The sequence below is a fragment of the Negativibacillus massiliensis genome (genome assembly GCF_900148495.1).
Classification (GTDB): domain Bacteria; phylum Bacillota; class Clostridia; order Oscillospirales; family Ruminococcaceae; genus Negativibacillus; species Negativibacillus massiliensis.
Genome location: NZ_FTRU01000008.1, coordinates 1,508,864 through 1,528,571, shown reverse-complemented (window position 1 = coordinate 1,528,571; position 19,708 = coordinate 1,508,864). Strand labels below are relative to the sequence as shown.

Genomic DNA, 19,708 nt, shown 5'->3' with positions numbered 1-19,708 from the left:
GAAGTTGTTAGAAACCACTAAAAATAATCGTCGATATGCTGGGGTTTTTAAGAAATTTTGTTCTGTTACTGTTCCGGATAATTTCCGAGAAATTTTAGATACTCGATGTCCTGCTTAAGATTTTCCAAAGCAGTGATAACGTTTTTCTGTGCCATATTTCCCTCGAAATCCCAGTAGAACAAGAACTCAAAAGGGCTGTCCGGGATTGGGCGGGACTCAAGTTTTAAGAGGTTAATTTCCTGATCAGCAAAGCGGGAGAGCGCACGATAGAGGGCACCTGCCTGATGTTTGACCCGGACAACCAGACTGATGCGGTTGCATCCGGGATGGGTGACAGGATCTCTGGCGAGCACCACAAATCGTGTGAAATTATCGCGTCGGTTCTGGATGCTTTGAGCAAGAACCTCCAGTCCATACATTCTAGCACATTCCAACGAGCCGATTGCAGCAATAGAAGGATCGTTTTGCTCCGCAACAAATTTTGCCGAGGCAGCGGTGTTGGAAAAAGGATGTGATGCAATGGAAGGATGGGCTTTTAAAAAGTCGGAACACTGGTGCAGAGCCTGTTCATGAGAATAAACCTGCTTGATGTCTGACAATTTGGTTCCGGGCAGGACCAGCAGGGAATGTTCAATCTTTACCTTTACGGTTCCGACAATGTACAGACGATACTGAAGCATCAGGTCATAGTTATCGGTGACAGAGCCAGCCAGGGTATTTTCGATAGGAATAATACCGTAGCGGCGCTCTCCAAGGCTTACCGCGCGAAAGACATCTTCAAACTGTGGATAGAACTGGATGTCTGGTTGGTCAAATACCTCCAGACAGGCGCGATGAGAGAAGGCACCAGCAACGCCCTGACAGGCAGCCTGTGCAGGGGAGGAAGGATTTTGTTCTGCGCTTCGGATAATCGCTTCAATTGGTTTCATTATTTTCCCTCCAAAATAGAACGATCACAGCCGAGAATCAGATCCATCAATGCAAGTGCAGCAGCAGATTCGATGCAGGGAACAGCACGACGCACAATGCACGGATCATGACGTCCTGTAATGGAAAGCTCCACATTTTCGCCTGTTTTGAAATTTACTGTTTTTTGCTTTTGGGAGATGGAAGGTGTCGGCTTGATTACAGTGCGGAATACTAATGGCATCCCATTGGTAATACCGCCCAAAATGCCGCCATTATGGTTGCTGGTTGTCTTTACAGCACCATTTTCCATGGTAAACGGGTCATTTGCCTCACTGCCAGTTTTGGAAGCAAAATCAAATCCCAGTCCAAAAGAAAGTCCTTTTACTGCAGGAATACCAAAGATGAGTGAAGCAATCTTGCTTTCCACACAGTCAAACATAGGGTCACCGATGCCGGCAGGAAGTCCGCAAGCAGCACATTCGATTACACCGCCTACCGAATCAAGCTGATCCCTTGTCTGTGCAATCAGATCCTGCATCTGTTCTCCGGCAGAATCGTCCAGAACAGGAAAGAACTTTTCCTGAACGGAAAGCAGTGTTTCGCGGTCTACCAAAACCGGATCGAGAGGACGATCCTGGACAGAGCCAATAGAAGCGATGTGTGCTCCAACTTCGATGCCAAGAGAGCGCAGATACTGTTTTGCGATGCTTCCAGCAAAACAGAGAGGTGCGGTGAGACGTCCGGAAAAATGTCCTCCGCCCCGAATATCATTAAAGCCATGGTAACGGACAAAACCGGTGTAATCGGCATGGCCTGGTCTTGCCACCGAACGGAGCTGGTCGTAGTCTTTGGATTGGGTATTAGTGTTTTCAATTAAAGCACAGATTGGAGTTCCACAGGCAATCAGGCGATTAGGGTCTTTCGGGTCACTGAGCACCCCACTCTGAATTTGAGGGAAATCCTTTTCCAGACGGGGAGTATCCAGCTTTCCGCCTTTTGAACTTCTTCTGGCCATGAAAAGCAGGAGAGAGGAAAAATCAATCACCGTTCCGGCAGGAACGCCGTCGATAACAATGCCGATTCCTTTGGAATGGCTCTCCCCAAAGATGGATATTTTGATGTGATCACCCCAGGTCGACGACATGGACACTACCTCCTAATGCTTTGAAGTCTTCATAAAAGTCAGGATAAGATTTTGTAACGCACATCGGATCACGAATAATAACCGGCTCTTTGCAGACCAAAGATGCCACCGCCATAGACATGGCAATTCGGTGATCGTTAAACGAATCGACTGTTCCACCGGAAAGCTGTGATTTTCCGCGGATAATCAAGCCATCAGCAAGTTCGGTGACGTCAGCGCCGATTTGAGTCAGACACTCATACATGGCGTGAAGACGGTCACTTTCTTTGATGCGCAGTCGTCCGGCATTGACGATGTGGGTCTCTCCCTGACTGACAGCAGCTACAACCGATAAAATCGGGATGATGTCAGGAATTTGAGAGCCATCAATCGTGACGGCGTGAAGCGGAGCATGATTTGCCTCAACCTGTTCAGAGCCGATGGAAAGGTTTGCTCCCATCTGTGTTAGAACATCACAGACAGCCTTATCACCCTGTAAAGAATGATGATAGTCGATGCCGTTGACCATAATATTTGCTCCCTGACAGATGGAGCCGGCGCACAGCCAGAAGGCAGCATTGCTCCAGTCGCCCTGTGCAGTCAGGATTCCAGGTGTCCGATACTTCTGTTTGCCAGCAATTTCCCAGCCATTTTGAACGGGGGTAATTTTAATGCCAAAGCGTTCCAGAACACTCAGCGTCATGTCAACATAACCCTTGGACTGCAAAGGGGAGGTAAGGATAATGCGGCTGTCCTGTGCCAGAAGCGGAAGGGCAAACATCAGTCCAGTGATATACTGCGAGCTGATATCTCCGGAAAAGGTGAAGTCTCCACCGACAAGCTTTCCACTGATCGAGAGAGGGAGAGTGTCTCTGTTATCCGGTGTGTGAATCTCGACTCCATGAGCGGAAAGTTCAGAAAGAAGAGGTTCCATCGGGCGTTTGGCAAGTCTTCCATGACCGGTAAAGGTTGCATTTTGTCCCAGAGCCGCCAGAACCGGAACCAGAAAACGAAGGGTGGAACCGGATTCAGAACAGTCACACAGAACGTTTGTATCAGGCTGTAACTTTATGCCTTCCACTAAAATTCGATTTTCTTCAAAGTGGATGGAGGCTCCAATCGCTTCCATAACGCGGGCAGTTGCCTTGATATCTTCCGAAAGGGTACAGCGGCAAATCTCGGTATCACTGCCGGATAAAGAACACGCGATGATCAGACGGTGCAGGTCTGATTTGGATACCGGTGCGTTGACACTTCCAGAGAGGGAACCGTGAACAGAATAGCTTAACATGGAAGTTCCTCCTTGAGCAGGTTGACAAGCTTTTGTGTTTCCATTGGTACAATCTCGGCCTTGCCGGCGGTGGAAACCAGAATCAGGCGAATGGTATTGCCGGAACGTTTTTTGTCGTGCATGCAGCTTTCGACAAGCTCTGCAAGGTTTCCGTTGTATTCGCAGGGGAGGTGGTACTGCTTGAGAATACAGCACAAGCGCTCCAGAAGCGCCTTGTCACAGAGACCGAGTTTCATACCAAGGCGGGTAATCAGCACCATTCCCATAGCAACACCATGACCATGGGTGACAGTGTGATTGGTCACCTTTTCGATTGCGTGTCCCAATGTATGACCGTAGTTTAAAATCATACGGATAGAAGAATCCAGTTCGTCCTGCTCGACAACCTGTCGCTTGATGTCAACACAGTAGGCTACAATTTCTTCAATTTGTTCGTTAATATCGCAGCTTTCCAGAAGCTTTAAGAAATCTTCGCTCCAGATCATGGCGTACTTAATCATTTCAGCACAGCCATCTGCAAAGGTCTGTGGTTCCAAAGTCTGGAAGGTGTCCGGATCGCATACGACCAGAGACGGCTGGTGAAAGGCACCAATGAGATTTTTTCCGGCAGGAATGTTGACGGCAGTTTTTCCACCAACAGAAGAATCAATTGCAGCCAAAAAGGTGGTTGGAATCTGCATAAAGCGGATACCGCGCAGATAGGTTGCAGCAGCAAATCCTGCCAGGTCACCGACAACACCGCCGCCTAACGCGACGATGAAATCGGTGCGGGTGATATTATTTTGAATCAGAAAATCATATACCTGTAACAGGGTGTCATGGGATTTTGAGTCCTCCCCGTTTGGGAAAACAAAGGAGCAAATCGAAAATCCCGCTTTTTGGAAGGAATCAGAAACCGTTTTCAGATAAAGGGAGCTGACGCGGTCATCAGTAATGATGGCGGCAGTGGATTTTTGAGGGACAAAAAGCTTTGCAGCAAATTCTCCGCAGCGGGAAAGACATCCCTTTTCAATCAGCACATCATAAGGGGTGCTGGTGTTGACAGTGACGCTTTTCAACAGAAAAACTCCTTTCTAAACTGGAAGTTCAAAACAATCTGTGTTTAGTACACGTACAGTGAAAATGATCAGGGTCTCAAAGAAATTTTAAAATCTGTATTTGTATCAAAGACAATTAGTCCATCGTTTTGCCGAAGAATGTAACGGTACGTTTAACATCATTCATAACCTGATCGAACTGTTCTGGGGTCAGTGACTGAGCGCCATCACAGAGTGCCTTTTCAGGATTGTTGTGTACCTCGATAATCAGACCGTCTGCACCAACTGCGATAGCTGCCATCGAAAGTGGCTGAACCATCCAGCGGATACCAGCAGCATGGCTTGGGTCGATGATAACCGGCAGATGGGACTGTTTTTTGATGATCGGAATTGCCGAGATATCCAGTGTGTTTCTGGTAGCAGTTTCGAAGGTGCGGATTCCGCGCTCGCAGAGGATAACGTTTTTGTTTCCGCCAGCCATGATGTATTCAGCGCTCATCAGCAGTTCTTCGATGGTGTTAGCAAGACCACGTTTGAGAAGAATTGGTTTATTCACTTTGCCAAGTTCCTTGAGCAGTTCGAAGTTCTGCATATTTCTTGCACCAACCTGGATGACGTCGACATCCTCAAACAGTGGAAGATGAGCAGCACTCATGATCTCGGTAACAATCGGAAGTCCGGAAGCTTTTTTTGCCTCCAACAGGTACTCGATGCCTTCTGCACGCAGACCCTGGAAAGAGTATGGGGAGGTACGTGGTTTGAATGCACCGCCGCGCATCAATCCGGCGCCCGAAGCTTTAACAGAATTTGCAACAGAAATCATCTGCTCACGGCTTTCAACCGAGCATGGACCAGCGATAACCTGGAAATGTCCTCCGCCGATTTTTCTTCCGCATACATCAACGATGGTATCATCCGGATGGAATTTGCGGTTTGCGTTTTTGTATGGTTCCTGAATACGTTTTACTTCTGCAACGGTATCCATGGATTTGATGTCATCGGTGTCCAGACTGGAAGTATCACCGATTAATCCGAGGATAGTTTCGTGTACGCCGCGAACTTCCTGTACTTGGAAATTCATATTTTCGAAGTGGTTGATCATTTCGTTTACTTTATCTGGAGAAGTTCCTTTTTTGAGAATAATAATCATAATAACAAATCCTTTCTTGTTTTGGGATAAAAAAAGCCGATGCTTTTTGTCAAAAGCATCGGCAGATTTTGAACCAGAATATTTTTCAGGAAAATCTTTTGCGGGCAGAAATTTGATTATGCTGCCGCCACAGCCTTTCTTTTGGCATCGATATTTAATTTTGCATGACAAAATCGCTCTGTGCTAAAAAAGCCAAAGCTGAAAAAATATGCAAAATAAAACGATACCATAGAAATGCGATTCATAAATAAAGTCCTCCTGATCCAGCTTATTGGGATCGTGCTGGAATAACGATGTTAAAAATATACGCCTGATTTGCATATCTGTCAAGTACTTTTGCGCACAAAAGTGAAATATCGACATTTTCTATATAAAATTGTCAAAAAGATAGCAAAGAACAATAAATACTTCGGTCGAAAGAAGTAATTCTGAATAGAATGTTAATTTATTTCTTGTGATAATTGACACTTTTTTAAGTTCGCTTTATAATATGGTGTGCATTGAAATAAAAGTGCCCTAATAAATAGGAAAAGTTTGCCGAAAAATGACACCTTTACAGAAACGATATGAGGGTGTTAATCTGGAGAAAACGGATAGGCAGCACAAAAAAGTTGTATGGATTTTATTGGGAATGTAGCAGGAGAGAATATTCGTGAAAAACATAGGAATTGACATTGGATCAACAACGGTAAAGCTGGTGGTCATGGAAGGGGAGAAGATCCTCTACCGTATCTATCAACGCCATCTTTCCCAGGTGCGTCAGGCGACGCTTCAGGCACTGGAAGGTGCAAAACAGTTTTTAAAGGGCGACAAATTCCGTGCAGCAATTTCCGGTTCAGCAGGATTGGGTCTTGCTGAAGATGCAGGAATTGATTTTGTGCAGGAAGTTTTTGCCACCTACAAGACCGTAATGGAATACGAACCAGACACCGATGCCGTAATCGAGCTGGGCGGAGAAGATGCAAAGATCATCTTTTTAAGCGGCGGTCTGGAAGAAAGAATGAACGGAAGCTGTGCAGGCGGTACCGGAGCATTTATCGACCAGATGGCAACCTTGCTGAGTATCACTCCAGAAGAGATGGATGAGCTGAGCTTAAAACATGAGAGAATCTACCCGATCGCGTCTCGCTGCGGTGTTTTTGCAAAGACGGATATTCAGCCTTTGCTGAATCAGGGCGCAAGAAAAGAAGACGTATCGGCAAGTATTTTCCAGGCGGTTGTCGATCAGACCGTAACCGGTTTGAGCCAGGGAAGAAAGATTGAGGGCAAGGTTTTGTTCCTGGGCGGTCCTCTGTTTTTCTTTAAAGGTCTGCAGGAGCGCTTTGCCGAGACCTTGAAACTTTCGAAGAAAAACGCGGTTTTCCCATCCTGGGCACAGTATTCGGTTGCAATCGGAACCGCTATTTTTACCAGAGGTCTGGATCGGGAATACAGCTATGAGGAATTTACTGACATTTTGCAGAATGCGTCCTCGCGCTCAAAATCCACCCATTACCTCAAGCCGCTGTTTGCAAACGAACAGGAGCACGACGAGTTTGTCAACCGTCACAGCAAAGCAAATGTTCCGTGGAAGGATATTGCAGATTACAGCGGTGATGCTTATCTTGGAATCGACTGTGGTTCCACCACCACAAAACTTGTTCTGATGAGTGACTCTTTTGAGACGCTCTATCGTTATTACAGCTCCAGCCAGGGAAATCCGGTTGGAATTGTTCGCCAGCAGCTGCAAAAAATCTATGAAGCCTGCGGGGATCGAGTAAAGATCCGTTATGCGGTAGCTACCGGATACGGGGAAGAACTGATTCAGCATGCATTTCATCTGGATGATGGTATCGTTGAGACCATCGCTCATTTTAAAGCAGCGCAGCACTTTGACCCAAAAGTGGAATTTATTCTGGATATTGGCGGACAGGATATCAAATGTTTTAAGATTAAAAACGACGCGATCGATTCGATCATGCTCAACGAGGCTTGCTCTTCTGGCTGCGGCTCCTTTATCGAAACCTTTGCAAAATCGATGGGATACACTGCAGAAGAGTTTGCAAGACTGGGATTATTCTCCAAATATCCGGTTGACCTGGGTTCCCGATGCACGGTATTTATGAACTCGTCGGTAAAACAGGCTCAGAAGGATGGCGCAAGCGTAGAAGATATCTCCGCAGGACTTTCCATGAGTGTTGTCAAAAATGTACTCTACAAAGTAATTCGTGCAAGAAGTTCGGATGAACTGGGAGAACACATCGTTGTACAGGGCGGAACCTTCTTGAACGATGCTGTTTTGCGCAGCTTTGAGCAGGAAATCGGACATAATGTCACCCGTCCGGATATTGCAGGACTGATGGGCGCATATGGTGCAGCTATCTACGGCAGAGGAATCTATAAAGCAAGTGGGGAAGAAAAACTTTCTTCCATGCTTTCTGCAAAAGAACTGGAAAACTTTGTACATGAATCCAAACCGATTGTCTGCCAGGGATGCACCAATCACTGTAACCTGACCATCAATACCTTTGCAGGTGGGGAGCGATACATTTCCGGTAACCGCTGCGAAAAACCGCTGGGTTTGGGCAAAGAAAAGCAGCTGCCTGACCTGTACCGCTTTAAACTGGATCAGATCCGCAATTTAAGCGAGGACTGCCGCCGGCTGCGGGAAGAAAAACCGATGCGCCGCGGCACTGTCGGACTTCCGCTGGGACTGAACATGTACGAAAATCTGTTCTTCTGGGTGGAATTTTTCCACAGCTTGCAGATGAACGTGGTGATTTCTGACCTGTCTTCCAGGGCGCTGTATGCAAAAGGTCAGTATTCGGTTCCATCTGATACAGCATGCTACCCGGCAAAATTGATGCATGGACATATTGAAAATCTGCTGGATCAGGGTGTTGATACCATCTTCTATCCATGCATGAGCTATAATTTTGATGAACAGAAGGGCGACAACCACTTTAACTGTCCAGTTGTTGCTTATTATCCGGAGCTTCTTGCTTCGAATGTTGAGAAGCTCAAATCGGTGCGTTATCTCTATCCGTATCTGAACCTCTCGGCACAAAAAACATTCCCGAAAAAAGTTTGGGAAGCATTGAGAGATTACTATCCGGATCTGACCCTCAAAGAAGTAAAACAGGCTTCGGAAAATGCCTATAACAGATATCACGCACAGCGTATGGAAATTAAGGAAAAGGGAAAAGAAGCTCTGGAATTTGCAAGAGAGCATGGGCTTAAGACCATCATTCTCTGCGGCAGACCGTACCACGTTGATCCGGAGATCAACCACGGTATCAACCAGTTGATCACCTCGCTGGGACTGGTTGTAGTCAGTGAAGATTGTGTATCCGATCTGGTGGAACCGGTGCGTCCGAACGTACTGAATCAGTGGACCTACCATGCAAGGCTTTACAATGCCGCAAAATATGTCACCGAACATGACGACTGCGAACTGGTGCAGCTGGTATCGTTTGGATGCGGTATTGATGCGATTACTACCGATGAGGTATCGGAGATTCTGGCACGGGGCGACCGCCTGTATACCCAGCTGAAAATTGACGAAATCAATAACCTTGGTGCGGTTAAGATTCGTCTGCGTTCGCTGGTAGGTGCAGTTCGGGAACGCGATGCACAGAAAAAGAAACAGTAGGGTGAGGCTGCGCCGCAACAGGGCGCTCCTATTACATTGAAACGAGGAGGGTATGTTTTTAGATGGAACCCATGAAGAAAGTAACATTTACCAAAGAGATGAAGCAGACACATACAATCCTGATTCCAACCATGCTGCCGATTCACTTTAAAATTTTGGGAAATGTTCTGGAAAATTATGGATACAAAATTAAAGTTCTGGATAATTTTGGACAGGGAGTCATCGATCAGGGACTAAAAAATGTCCACAATGATACCTGTTATCCAGCACAGCTGGTTATTGGACAGATGATTGATGCTCTGGAACACTGTGACCTCCCGCTGGACAAGGTGGCTCTGCTGATTACCCAGACTGGTGGTGGATGCCGTGCATCCAACTATATCCACCTTCTGCGCAAGGCACTAAACAAATGTGGTTACGGTGAAATTCCGGTTATCTCAGCAAGCTTTTTGAAAAGTGAACAGTCGGGAGGATTCTCTCTTCCAGTCACCATGCTTCTGCAAGCGGTCTATGGCGTTCTGTGTGGCGATTTGATCATGACACTGTATAATCAGTGCATACCATACGAAAACGTCTCTGGAGAGAGCCAGAAGGCTGTAGATGACAGTGTAGAGATGGCTGAGCAGCTTTTCTGCAAGAAATTGCTTCGATGGAAAGAAGTTTCTGCGCTGATGGTAAAGATTATCAAGAGATTCAATCAGGTAAATCGCAGAAAAGAGGAGAAGATCAAGGTCGGTATTGTCGGCGAGATTTATGTAAAATATTCTCCGCTGGGAAACAACAATCTGGAGGAATTTCTTCTCTCGGAAGGATGCGAAGTTGTTTGTCCGGGACTGTTTGACTTTTTGCTTTACTGTACACACAACGTTGAGTTTGACCATGATTTGTATGGCATCAACGCAGTCAAAGCGGCAGTGATGCGCAAGGTAAACCATTTCCTGCGCGGCAGAAAGAGCGACATGATTCATCTGATTGAGCAAAACAGCGATTTCCAACCGCCATGTCATTTTGAAAGCACGATCGAATCCACCAAAGGATATATTGGAAAAGGCGTTAAAATGGGCGAAGGATGGCTGCTGACCGCAGAGATGGTTGAGCTGATTCAGCATTATCACGTCAACAATATTGTCTGCACTCAGCCATTTGGATGTCTGCCAAACCATATTTGCGGAAAGGGTGTTATGCGCGTCATCAAGGAGAAGAACCCACAGGCCAATATTGTAGCGGTAGACTATGACTCCAGTGCTTCCAAGGTGAACCAGCAGAATCGAATTAAACTGATGCTGGCAAATGCAAGACTGATGGCGTCCCAGCAGAATATGGCTTCGGGCAATACCTCGAATCGCCAGCAAGACAGCACCTTAAAACAGGTACAGGATGTCAATAAAGATTCTCATTCGCAGGTTCATGCAGGTTTTGCAGCGAGCACAGTTGGAAATAAGAGCAGCGAGGAACAATTGGAACTGGCTGCACAGAACGGTTAACATAATAAAAATATTGCCGGCGGTGTTTTGATGCAGCGCCGGCAATGTATTTTAGGCAGGAGGTTATTGTTTTGCAGCTGTTTTTGGCATTTTTGACTTACAGCTTTTTGGGGTGGGTATGTGAGACGGTATACTGCTCCATCGGGCAAAGAAAGTTTGTAAACCGCGGCTTTCTGAATGGACCGCTGTGTCCGGTATATGGATTTGGCGCAATGGCAGTGCTGTTTTTCCTGCGTCCGGTACGGGAAAATCTTTTGGTATTGTATTTGAGCGGCGTGCTGGTTACCAGTGTGATCGAATATATTACAGGATTCTTGCTGGAAAAACTGTTTGCAACCAAGTGGTGGGATTATTCTACCTATCGCTTTAACATTCACGGCAGGGTTTGCCTGAGAAACTCGCTGATGTTTGGTGTGCTCTCAGTCATTGCTGCGAGGGTAATTGATCCAGTGGTACAGGGAATGATCGCTTCGCTGCCTGACTGGCTGTGTATCACCTTTACGGCAGCATTTGCGGTAATTCTGACCGCGGACTGTACCGTGACCGTACGCACCATCCTGGAGCTGAATGGAACGCTCAAGCAGATCCAGCAGCTGGTGGAACAGACCAAGCTGGAGACTGCAGAATATCTGCGGCAGAACCATCAGGAACTGCAGCAGAAGATGGATCAGCGAAAATTGGATCTGGAGCTTGGAAAGATGGAACTGCGGGAATTTTTGGAAGAACGCAGAAACGAGCGAAGCGAGCGCAAAGCAGAGAGAAGAAAAGAACTGCTGGCAAAACTGTCGCCGGAACAGAGAGAAATTTGGGAACGTCTGGAAGCTCGTATTCACGAAGCATCCGGCAAAAACCGTTTCTTCCGTCGCCGTCTGCTCAAGGCATTTCCAAATATGCGGTCTACCCGATATGAGTCTGTGTTTGAACGCATGAAGGAAGAAATCCTGAAACGAAAAGGAGAATAATCCAAACCCAAAGACGCTTTTTCTGTATGAAAGGGCGTCTTTTTTTGCTTTTGGCAAAATAGAGATTAAAAAAAGTTTCAAAATCGCTTAAATTCCAGAAATTTTTTGATATTTGGGGAGATAGGGTCAAAAAATCGCGGTTGTTTTTTAAAAAAGAATATATTATAATGGTTCTACAATTGGCGTTTGATGTTTCAGATGAAAGAACAGCGCTGTTTTTGGGAGAGAGATATTCCAGCGATCTGCGAAAATGTGGAATCGTAGAAGGAGAATATCCCATCAAGAGAAAAAATTATGAAACAGATGCAATAAACTGCAGATGATGTGACACTAAAATTATGATGGGTGGTGTAGAGGTGAAATTAGACACAGCTTTGGTGCTGGAAGCCCAGAAGGGAGGCCAGGAAGGCTTTACCAAGCTTTATCAGGCAGTAGCGCCTTCGTTATACCGGACAGCATTATACACCCTCGGAAACAGTCATGATGCGGAAGACGTGGTCTCGGAAACGTTTATCGAAGCGTACCGAGGACTTTCCGGCCTGCGCGATCCACAGGCATTTATGCCGTGGATTTACCGGATTTTGTCGGCAAGATGCAACCGAAAGATCCGGGATTATGTTCGGGCCAGAAATGAGATGGACATTGATGAGATGCTCCAGCTTCCAGGTGAGCAGAGTGAGTTTTCCGAAACGGTGCTGCAAAGGACCGATTTGCTGCGCGCTTTACAGGATTTGAGTGAGGAAGAGCGGCAGATTGTCGTTTTGTCAGCCGTAGAAGGATATACTGCAAGAGAGATTGCAGGGATTGTAGGCAGCCCGCAGGGAACGGTAAGTTCCAAACTGTTTCGGGCTTTTAAAAAGATGAGAAAATATTTGGAAGGAGGGAAGCAGAGTTGACAGAGAAAAAGAGTGATCTTTGGGAAGAAAGCAGTCTGTCGAAGGAAGAGCAGATGCAGCTTGGAAACGAAGAAGAATTTTTTAGAAAATCCTTTTCGTCGTTTTCCTGCCCACCGCTTCCCGAGAGTTTGAGCGCGGAAAATATCTGGAATAAAATTTGTTCCGGAGAAGGTGACCATCAGGTAACCGTAGAACCGTCCGCAGTGGAAGAACAATTAAAACAGATTGAAGAGACACAAAATGTTTCTGATACAAAAACAGATTCGTCTGATGAAAAGAAGATGGGAGAAGTTTTGGAATTTCCAAAGCAGCGCCGTACATCCCGCCAGGCAGCTCGCCGCAGATGGGCCATTGCCTGCACACTGGTGCTGGTAGTGGGCTTATCGGCAGCTTACTGGAAGATAAAAACTCCCATGCAGCAGGCAGAAAATCTGATGCAGGATACTGCAGCAGCACCGCAGAAAGAATCGGTTGTAGAGGAAGCCGCTATTCCGGAAGAACAAGCAGAAGTTCAGGAAAATGCTGCAGCAACTGAAGAATCTGCAGCAGAAGAACCAAAAGCGAAAGCACAGACATTTTCAGCACAGCCGACGACAGATGAGGTAGAAGAAACTCAGCAGGAATCGGAACAGGTGGCAGAAGCAGAGGCAGTGCCGCAGTTGGCATCGGAAGCACCGGCAGAACAGCCATCGGAAAACGAGCAGCAGACAGAAGCACAGCCACAGACTGCGTCGATTCAGCCAAGAGTAGCCATGGAAGAAGTACCGCAGTCCAACGACGCTGTACAGCAGTCTCCAGAGGTGACAGAGCTTCAACAGAAGATTCTGGATTCTATGAGTGCAAAGCAGCAGGAAGAACCGGAAGAAGAATTGCCAGCTACAGCACAGACACAAGCTGCTCAGCCTGAAAAAAACTTACTTCAGGGAGCGGTAAAGGATGCAAAACAAAGTCAGCTGCAGAAATTTGAACTGAAAACAGGCAGTGTCTCCTATGATCCAACCAGTGGTGTTATCACCCTGCAGAAGACAAATGGAGAGGAAGCTGCATCCATGCAGGTTACAGCCGGTGCAAAAGTGCTTGCATCAGAGAAGAGCATGGCTGTGATAGAAGAAGATACGGAAGGGGGAACCGTCTGTATCAAACTGTATAGTCTGGAAGACATCTCCAATCCACAGGAAGTGCGGAAGGTAATTCATCAGGGTGAGTTGTTTGATTTCTACCAGTCTCCTGGCAACAGCTATACATTGGTAACCAGTGTGTGGTTTACCAAAGAACAGGTGGAAGCAGGAGAATTTTTACCGCAAGTAGATGGAGAAACGGTGTCGGCTTCTAAAGTCAATGTCATTGAGGGTTATGGTGTAGCAGATAGGGTAAATTATAATCTGACCACAACCGTGACACTGGATTCCTTAAAAACCAGGGTAGACTTATATTTAAACTAATAAAAAACACAGGAGCAAAGCTCCTGTGTTTTTTTGTGGTATTTTAATCATCTGTTTCCTGTTCAAATTTCAGGACATTGCCGAACAGATCAACTTCACAGTTAAATTCGGTGTGATTATAAGAAAATTCCAGCTCATAAAGGATCTTGCCATCGTCCTCATCCTTTTCCGCTTTCTCCCACATAACCTGACTGTCTTCCAAACCGGCTTTTTGCAATGCAATTTGTTTTGCCTGATCCAAGCTGATTTGTGTTTGGCTGGAAGTGTTTGAATTAGACTCCGGCTTTTGCTGAGGAAGAGATTCTGATGTAGATGCCTCTGTTTGAGTGGCAGAAGAAGGTAAAGAAAAGTTTTCGATATCATGGTCATAGGAAAGAATTTCTCCGCTGATGGCATCGATAGTATATTCATATTCTTCTGAATCGGTATAAAAGGCAAGGTGGTAAACTTTCTGCTGGTCGTCAGAATCCAAAGAAAGGTTATGGAAGGTAACCTGAGAAGCGGAAAGAGAAGCATGCTGCAGGGCAATTTGTTTTACCTCATCCTCCGATAAAATTGTCGCAGATGAATCGGAAGATTCCTCTGTTACATTATCGGTTACCATGTTTGGAGCAAGATGGGCAAGCATTTCGTCCACTTCTTCGTAAAGTTCCTGATTGAAGTTTTCATCCTTTCCATCCACAAACAGGTGGATGTTACCGCCGTCCTGAAGATAGCCTTTGCGATTCATCGCACCCATCAAAGCATCCATGGCAGTTTCCAGTTTTAATCCTTTCAGGGAAAGTTCATCCAACAGATCGTCCCCATCGCTGTTCATGGCACGAGCATCAATGACACGTTCATAGCGATTGATGGAAAGTGCAACAGAAGGGTTAACCTCGATGGAGAGGATGGCTTTCACGGAAAACCAGGTATAAGCAAAAAAGGAACCGCCAAACAGTACCAGTAGCAGACAGGCAGCTGCCAGGCGAGGTAAGACACGTTTTTGTCTGGGATACTGCCGAGGAAGGATGTCATCCACCATAGCAAGTGGGGTAACGGGAGTATTAGCAGCCTCTTCGTAAAGATCAGGAACATTTTTTACAACAGCCTTGGCGATTCGGTATTCCACTTCTTCATTGGTCAGTTTATCGTGTTTTTTCTGTTCATTCATAGTGGTTACACCTCCGTTTCCTGAAGAATATGTTTTAATTTTTTTAGGGAACGGGCGTATTTGGAAAGTACCGTTGCCAAAGGAATTCCCATAATCTCTGCAATCTCGCGGTGTTTGAGTCCGGTTACAGCATGCAGCATCAGAATCTGTCGTTCCTGTTCATTCAGATTCAGCATTGCCTGTTGCAGTGTAACGGCTTCTTCGGTATCGCGGTCAAATGGAAGTGATACCTGCTCTACCTCTTCCAAAGGAATCTGTCGTCCAGCAGAGCGCATTCTGGTGCGTGCAATATTTTTTGTAATAGTCAAAATCCACGCCATTGGTTTTCCCTGTGGAATGTACAGATGCGCAGCACAGCGGATTTTTAAATAGGTTTCCATCATGATATCCTGTGCTTCATGATGATTTCGGGTCAGAGATAAAGCATAGCCGTAGATCGAGCTGTCAGTGGCTCGATAGAGATTTTCAAATGCCTGCTGGCTTCCCAAAGCAATCTGGGCAAGATTTTCTTCCAGATCCTGTGAGTCGATAACAGGACGCAGAGGTTTAAATTGCCGTTCTGCCAGCATCATGGTGATAAGCATAGGTTTTCCCTCCCTGTCCAAAATGGGGAATTAAAAAGGTTCAGACAGTACCCGGACTGCCTGAACCTCTCTGTTATTGTTTCTGAAGAGGGAGATCACGCTTTTGAAATGAGAGTGTGTTCAGGCGGGATTTCCCGATTGTTTTAAGTATAGCAGGAGAGAGAAAGAATTGCAATAAAATTAGTCTCTTTCAAAGTCAAGAATGGTGCCGCTGACAGCGTCGATAGTATATTCGTATTCCTGGAAGTTATGTCTAAACTCCAGTTCATATTCTGCTCGGCCGTCATCATAATCCAGTTTCGCTTTTTTAAAGCTTACCTGAGATTCAGAAAGACCAGAATGTTTTAATGCAGCCTGTTTTGCAGCCTCTACACCGATATAGTTATTGCTTGTAGTAGTAGAAGGGATGGAGTAGTTTTCTACATCATAGTCCACAGAAACGATGGTGCCATTGGAAGCAAGGATTTCGTAGTCGTATTCTTTGTTGCCGGAATAAAACTCGATGTCATAAACTTTTCTTCCATCATCATAATCTGCTTCGGTTTTGATAAAGGAAACTTTGGATGCACTCAGTCCAGCATGTTCCAAAGCAATTTGTTTTGCTTTTTCAGCGCCAATATCACCGCTGGAAGAAGTTGTGGTCGAGGTGGTTTTAGAAGTGATCGTGACAGAACCATCATTTACCGAGGCATTGTATCCCAGGGCATCTGCAAGCTGTTTTGCAGGAAGATAGGTGACGCCATCATAGGTAAGAGGATAAAGGGTATCATCGTCCTCTTTCAGGGTAAGGTTTACACCGTTTACCTTTACGGTTGCAGTTGTATTCTGTTTTGCAGTAACGCTGCGATAAACGGAAGCAGCACCAACGGAAGCGGTTGTGAGAACCATCAAGCCAGCGAGTGTGAGAGCGGTAAGGTGATTAGTAAATTTTTTCATAAGGTACATCCTTTCTGTATGATTGTGGGTGTATCAGTTTGTTGGTTTGTTTTTAAAGTACTTTGAAAACGTTCTTTGTTTTAATAACTTTCGAGGGAAGTGTTTTATTGCACCCTTAAAAAATTTTTTCCTGAAAGTTTTTGGAAGGTTTTGCCCTTTCTATCTAAATAACTTTCGGGGAAGCTGTTTTATTGCATCCTTAAAAAATTTTTTCCAAAAGTTTTTGAGAAGGTTTTTGCCCTTTCTATTTAGATAACTTTCGAGGAAGGCGTTTTATTGCATCCTTAAAAAATTTTTTCCAAAAGTTTTTGAGAAGGTTTTTGCCCTTTCTATTTAGATAACTTTCGAGGAAGGCGTTTTATTGCATCCTTAAAAAATTTTTTCCAAAAGTTTTTTAGAAGTGTTTTGCCCTTTCTATCTAAATAACTTCTAAGGGAGCTATTTTATTGCATGCTCCAAAAATAAATTTAGAAAAAAGAAAACTCCCTGCTTAGAATACAGGGAGTTTTGATTAACAGATACCAACAATGGATAACAGCTCATCCGGATGGAGCGGTTTGTAGGTTGCATCAATTTTGTCAGGATAGAAGCATCCCCAGGTAGCCAGTGCAAAGTCACAACCGGCATTTTTAGCGCATCCGGCATCGAATTCACTGTCACCGACAAAAAGCACCTCAGACGGTTTGAGACCGGTCTCACGCAGGAAATACAGAAGGGAATCAGGTGCAGGTTTTGGATTGGCTACTTTGTCACAGGTGACGATCAAAGAGCAGAGCTCCAGAAACGGTTCCTTGATATATTCGTGCAGGTCACCCAGTTCATTGCGATTGCGGGAAGTATTGATGCCAAGAAGGATGCCGGCATCCTTCATCTGGCACATGCCATCGTAGATACCGTCAAAAAGAGAAGCGTTCTGGCACATCTTCATGATCTTTTCAATCCATCGTTTTTCAAACGGTTCCACCTGATCTTCGGTACCGCCAAGATACAAAATAGCATTTTTAGCAGTCATGCCGTAAGTGATTTTCAGTTCCTCGTCGGTAGCTTCCCGACCGAGCAATTCGATGCAGGTTTCCTGGAGTGCGTCAATGTTGTATCGGGAATCAACAGCAGTGCCGTCTACATCATAGACCACTGCTTTATATTTTGGCTGCTTCATATTTTCTCCTTAAAGTTATATTTTTATTATAAATAACAATTAGTTGCTTTTGAGCTGGCCGATTACAACCCGGTCATTTCCGTTATAATCTGGAATCACGCGGACATCGGTAAATCCATTGTCCAATAAAAGTTGGGACACCGCATTTCCCTGAAGATAACCGATCTCAAAGACAAGCCATCCATTTTTCTTTAAAAAGGAACGGTATCGGTCAGAGAGGATACGGTAAAAATACAGTCCGTTTTCTTCTGCCTGCAAAGCCATTTTAGGTTCTGCCAGAACCTCCGGCTGCAATGTCTGCATTTCCTCTTTGCTGATATAAGGGGGATTTGCAGTAATCAGATGGAACGTTTCTTCTGGCTGCCAGGTTAAGACATCTGCCTGAATCAGTTTCAGATTATCGCACTGGTGACGTTCCTTATTTTTCTTCAGATAGTAAAAAGCATCATCCGAAAGCTCCACTGCGGTAAGAGAGCTTTCTTCCGGAAGATTTTTGCTCATGGCAATCGGGATGCAGCCGGAACCGGAGCACAGATCACAGATTTTGGGAGAAAACATGCCGTCACAAAGTTCCAGTGCAGTTTCGACCAGAATTTCTGTATCAGCACGGGGAATCAAAACGCCTTCCCCAACATAGAACGGCAGACCAAAAAACTCCCATTCTCCCAAAAGATATTGTAATGGATAACCTGTCTTACGCTTTGACACCATCTCTTCAAAGAGCTCCAGCTTGGAGCTGTCGCACGAATCATCAAAGTGAATTAAAAGGCTGGTTTGGGAAAAGGAAAACAGATGTTCCAGCAAGAGCCGAACTTCATGCGGTGCAATTCCCTGTTGACAGGTTTTGGAAAAAAGTTCCCGATAGGTCATGGAATCCTCCTAAAATATCCAAAACAGGATATAAAAAGACAAAAATACAAAATGTATATTTTTTAAAACAAAGCTTCGTCAGGATTTTCTGGGATTACCCGTTTCATCGAGGCGATTGCAACTTCAATCATGCTGTCATCTGGTTCCTTGGTTGTCAGACGCTGTGTCCAAAGACCAGGAGCAGACAGAATGCGGGTGAACAGATTGTCGTGACGTCCGGCAAATTTAATGCACTCATAAGATAAGGACATGATGACAGGCAGGCACAAAACCTTGAGTCCAACGCGCACCCAGAGATTATCCCAGGAGATCAGCGAAGAAACCAGAATAGAAAGCAGCAGAACAATGACCAGAAAGCTGGTGCCGCAGCGTGGATGAAATCTTTTATATTTGCGGACATTTTCTACGGTGAGTTCTTCTCCGTGTTCATAGCAGAAGATGGTCTTGTGTTCTGCACCATGATACATAAATACGCGTTTTATATCGCTCATATTGGAGATTGCTGCAAGGTAAACGATGAGGATTGCAATCTTGGTTAAACCTTCCAGCGCAGAGAGAGCCAGAGGATGGGTGATAACACCATTTAACAGATTGACAATGGTAGTTGGAAGAAATGCAAAGAAGAAGAGAGCCATTACCAAAGAGAATAGCAGGATGCATCCTTCCAAAAACGGCATAAACTTGTCGCCGAGCATATCACGCAGTTTTTGTTCGAATTTAGAAGGCTCTTCATCATCGTCCAGACCAGCTTTTTCTGCCGCTTTCATCAGGCTCTGGTAACCACAGGTCATGGATTCGATAAAATTAAAGATGCCGCGGATAAACGGTGTCTTTTTATACCATTTGTTTCCATCTGGTGTAGCCCATTCTTCGGTGGAAATGGACTGATCAGGCATGCGTACCGAAAGAGCGGTTACCTTTGGGCCGCGCATCATGACACCTTCGATGACGGCCTGACCGCCAATAGAAGTTTTGATTGTTTTTTTCTTTTCTGGGTTTGACATAGAAAAGTAAGCTCCTTTATCTGAATTTTGGGATATGACTATTTTTGACAAAAACAGTATAGCATGAATTTATGAAT

General features: G+C 45.3%; 17 protein-coding genes. 5 read left to right on the top strand and 12 right to left on the bottom strand.

The window, feature by feature from the left end; all coding sequences use genetic code 11:
• Positions 1-65 precede the first annotated feature (65 nt).
• The 6 genes from pheA to BQ5375_RS14605 form a co-directional block, all read right to left on the bottom strand.
• Positions 66-929 (bottom strand): prephenate dehydratase, encoded by an 864-nt coding sequence (gene pheA / locus BQ5375_RS13190; RefSeq protein WP_022133742.1) that lies wholly within the window; start codon positions 927-929, stop codon positions 66-68.
• Positions 929-2,053, bottom strand: coding sequence for a chorismate synthase (aroC, locus tag BQ5375_RS13185; protein ID WP_076918060.1), 1,125 nt, complete (start codon positions 2,051-2,053; stop codon positions 929-931). Before aroC ends, pheA begins: the two co-directional genes overlap by 1 nt.
• Positions 2,034-3,323 carry a 3-phosphoshikimate 1-carboxyvinyltransferase gene (aroA, locus tag BQ5375_RS13180; protein ID WP_022133744.1) on the bottom strand — a complete coding sequence of 430 codons (1,290 nt, stop codon included), beginning with the start codon at positions 3,321-3,323 and terminating at the stop codon, positions 2,034-2,036. Before aroA ends, aroC begins: the two co-directional genes overlap by 20 nt.
• The gene (aroB, locus tag BQ5375_RS13175; RefSeq protein WP_022133745.1) at positions 3,317-4,381 is read right to left on the bottom strand and encodes a 3-dehydroquinate synthase; all 1,065 of its coding nucleotides are present in this window, start codon (positions 4,379-4,381) and stop codon (positions 3,317-3,319) included. Before aroB ends, aroA begins: the two co-directional genes overlap by 7 nt.
• Positions 4,382-4,496: 115 nt before the next feature.
• On the bottom strand, positions 4,497-5,510 hold the full coding sequence (aroF, locus tag BQ5375_RS13170; RefSeq protein WP_022133746.1) for a 3-deoxy-7-phosphoheptulonate synthase: 1,014 nt from the start codon (positions 5,508-5,510) through the stop codon (positions 4,497-4,499).
• Positions 5,511-5,626: 116 nt separating this feature from the next.
• Entirely contained in the window at positions 5,627-5,755 is a 129-nt protein-coding gene (locus tag BQ5375_RS14605) for a hypothetical protein (RefSeq protein WP_022133747.1), read from the bottom strand.
• A 407-nt stretch (positions 5,756-6,162) separates the two neighbouring features.
• On the opposite strand from BQ5375_RS14605, the gene BQ5375_RS13165 reads away from it, so the two are divergent.
• The 5 genes from BQ5375_RS13165 to BQ5375_RS13145 all read left to right on the top strand — a co-directional run bounded on the left by BQ5375_RS13165 (position 6,163) and on the right by BQ5375_RS13145 (position 13,925).
• Complete coding sequence (locus tag BQ5375_RS13165; protein WP_022133748.1) at positions 6,163-9,141, top strand: acyl-CoA dehydratase activase; 2,979 nt, start codon at positions 6,163-6,165, stop codon at positions 9,139-9,141.
• 71 nt (positions 9,142-9,212) lie between these two features.
• Entirely contained in the window at positions 9,213-10,625 is a 1,413-nt protein-coding gene (locus tag BQ5375_RS13160) for a 2-hydroxyglutaryl-CoA dehydratase (RefSeq protein WP_407937712.1), read from the top strand.
• Between the two features lie 71 nt (positions 10,626-10,696).
• A complete protein-coding gene (locus BQ5375_RS13155) occupies positions 10,697-11,587 on the top strand; it encodes a putative ABC transporter permease (RefSeq protein WP_022133750.1) in 891 nt (296 codons plus the stop codon).
• A 356-nt stretch (positions 11,588-11,943) separates the two neighbouring features.
• Positions 11,944-12,483: an RNA polymerase sigma factor gene (locus BQ5375_RS13150; RefSeq protein WP_159438042.1), complete on the top strand. Its 540-nt coding sequence runs from the start codon at positions 11,944-11,946 to the stop codon at positions 12,481-12,483.
• On the top strand, positions 12,480-13,925 hold the full coding sequence (locus tag BQ5375_RS13145; RefSeq protein WP_076918057.1) for a hypothetical protein: 1,446 nt from the start codon (positions 12,480-12,482) through the stop codon (positions 13,923-13,925). The genes BQ5375_RS13150 and BQ5375_RS13145 overlap by 4 nt, the downstream gene beginning before the upstream one ends.
• 43 nt (positions 13,926-13,968) lie before the next feature.
• Here BQ5375_RS13145 and BQ5375_RS13140 read toward each other — a convergent pair whose 3' ends face one another.
• From BQ5375_RS13140 to BQ5375_RS13115, 6 genes are all read right to left on the bottom strand, one after another.
• Positions 13,969-15,078 carry a PepSY domain-containing protein gene (locus BQ5375_RS13140; RefSeq protein ID WP_076918056.1) on the bottom strand — a complete coding sequence of 370 codons (1,110 nt, stop codon included), beginning with the start codon at positions 15,076-15,078 and terminating at the stop codon, positions 13,969-13,971.
• A gap of 5 nt (positions 15,079-15,083) precedes the next feature.
• Positions 15,084-15,662 (bottom strand): RNA polymerase sigma factor, encoded by a 579-nt coding sequence (locus BQ5375_RS13135; protein ID WP_022133754.1) that lies wholly within the window; start codon positions 15,660-15,662, stop codon positions 15,084-15,086.
• Positions 15,663-15,842: 180 nt separating this feature from the next.
• Complete coding sequence (locus tag BQ5375_RS13130) at positions 15,843-16,598, bottom strand: PepSY domain-containing protein (RefSeq protein WP_022133755.1); 756 nt, start codon at positions 16,596-16,598, stop codon at positions 15,843-15,845.
• Positions 16,599-17,109: 511 nt separating this feature from the next.
• A complete protein-coding gene (locus tag BQ5375_RS13125) occupies positions 17,110-17,757 on the bottom strand; it encodes an HAD family hydrolase (RefSeq protein ID WP_022133756.1) in 648 nt (215 codons plus the stop codon).
• Between the two features lie 39 nt (positions 17,758-17,796).
• Entirely contained in the window at positions 17,797-18,627 is an 831-nt protein-coding gene (gene prmC / locus BQ5375_RS13120; RefSeq protein ID WP_022133757.1) for a peptide chain release factor N(5)-glutamine methyltransferase, read from the bottom strand.
• A 62-nt stretch (positions 18,628-18,689) separates the two neighbouring features.
• The gene (locus BQ5375_RS13115) at positions 18,690-19,631 is read right to left on the bottom strand and encodes a DUF1385 domain-containing protein (RefSeq protein WP_022133758.1); all 942 of its coding nucleotides are present in this window, start codon (positions 19,629-19,631) and stop codon (positions 18,690-18,692) included.
• Positions 19,632-19,708 lie beyond the last annotated feature (77 nt).

Excerpts from the sequence above, each read along its gene's own strand:
- BQ5375_RS13140 (WP_076918056.1), bottom strand. The coding sequence starts at position 15,078 with ATGAATGAACAGAAAAAACACGATAAACTGACCAATGAAGAAGTGGAA.
- BQ5375_RS13160 (WP_407937712.1), top strand. The coding sequence starts at position 9,213 with ATGAAGAAAGTAACATTTACCAAAGAGATGAAGCAGACACATACAATC.
- pheA (WP_022133742.1), bottom strand. The coding sequence starts at position 929 with ATGAAACCAATTGAAGCGATTATCCGAAGCGCAGAACAAAATCCTTCC.
- BQ5375_RS14605 (WP_022133747.1), bottom strand. The coding sequence starts at position 5,755 with ATGAATCGCATTTCTATGGTATCGTTTTATTTTGCATATTTTTTCAGC.
- BQ5375_RS13115 (WP_022133758.1), bottom strand. The coding sequence starts at position 19,631 with ATGTCAAACCCAGAAAAGAAAAAAACAATCAAAACTTCTATTGGCGGT.
- aroC (WP_076918060.1), bottom strand. The coding sequence starts at position 2,053 with ATGTCGTCGACCTGGGGTGATCACATCAAAATATCCATCTTTGGGGAG.
- prmC (WP_022133757.1), bottom strand. The coding sequence starts at position 18,627 with ATGACCTATCGGGAACTTTTTTCCAAAACCTGTCAACAGGGAATTGCA.
- aroA (WP_022133744.1), bottom strand. The coding sequence starts at position 3,323 with ATGTTAAGCTATTCTGTTCACGGTTCCCTCTCTGGAAGTGTCAACGCA.
- BQ5375_RS13130 (WP_022133755.1), bottom strand. The coding sequence starts at position 16,598 with ATGAAAAAATTTACTAATCACCTTACCGCTCTCACACTCGCTGGCTTG.
- BQ5375_RS13125 (WP_022133756.1), bottom strand. The coding sequence starts at position 17,757 with ATGAAGCAGCCAAAATATAAAGCAGTGGTCTATGATGTAGACGGCACT.
- BQ5375_RS13135 (WP_022133754.1), bottom strand. The coding sequence starts at position 15,662 with ATGCTTATCACCATGATGCTGGCAGAACGGCAATTTAAACCTCTGCGT.
- aroF (WP_022133746.1), bottom strand. The coding sequence starts at position 5,510 with ATGATTATTATTCTCAAAAAAGGAACTTCTCCAGATAAAGTAAACGAA.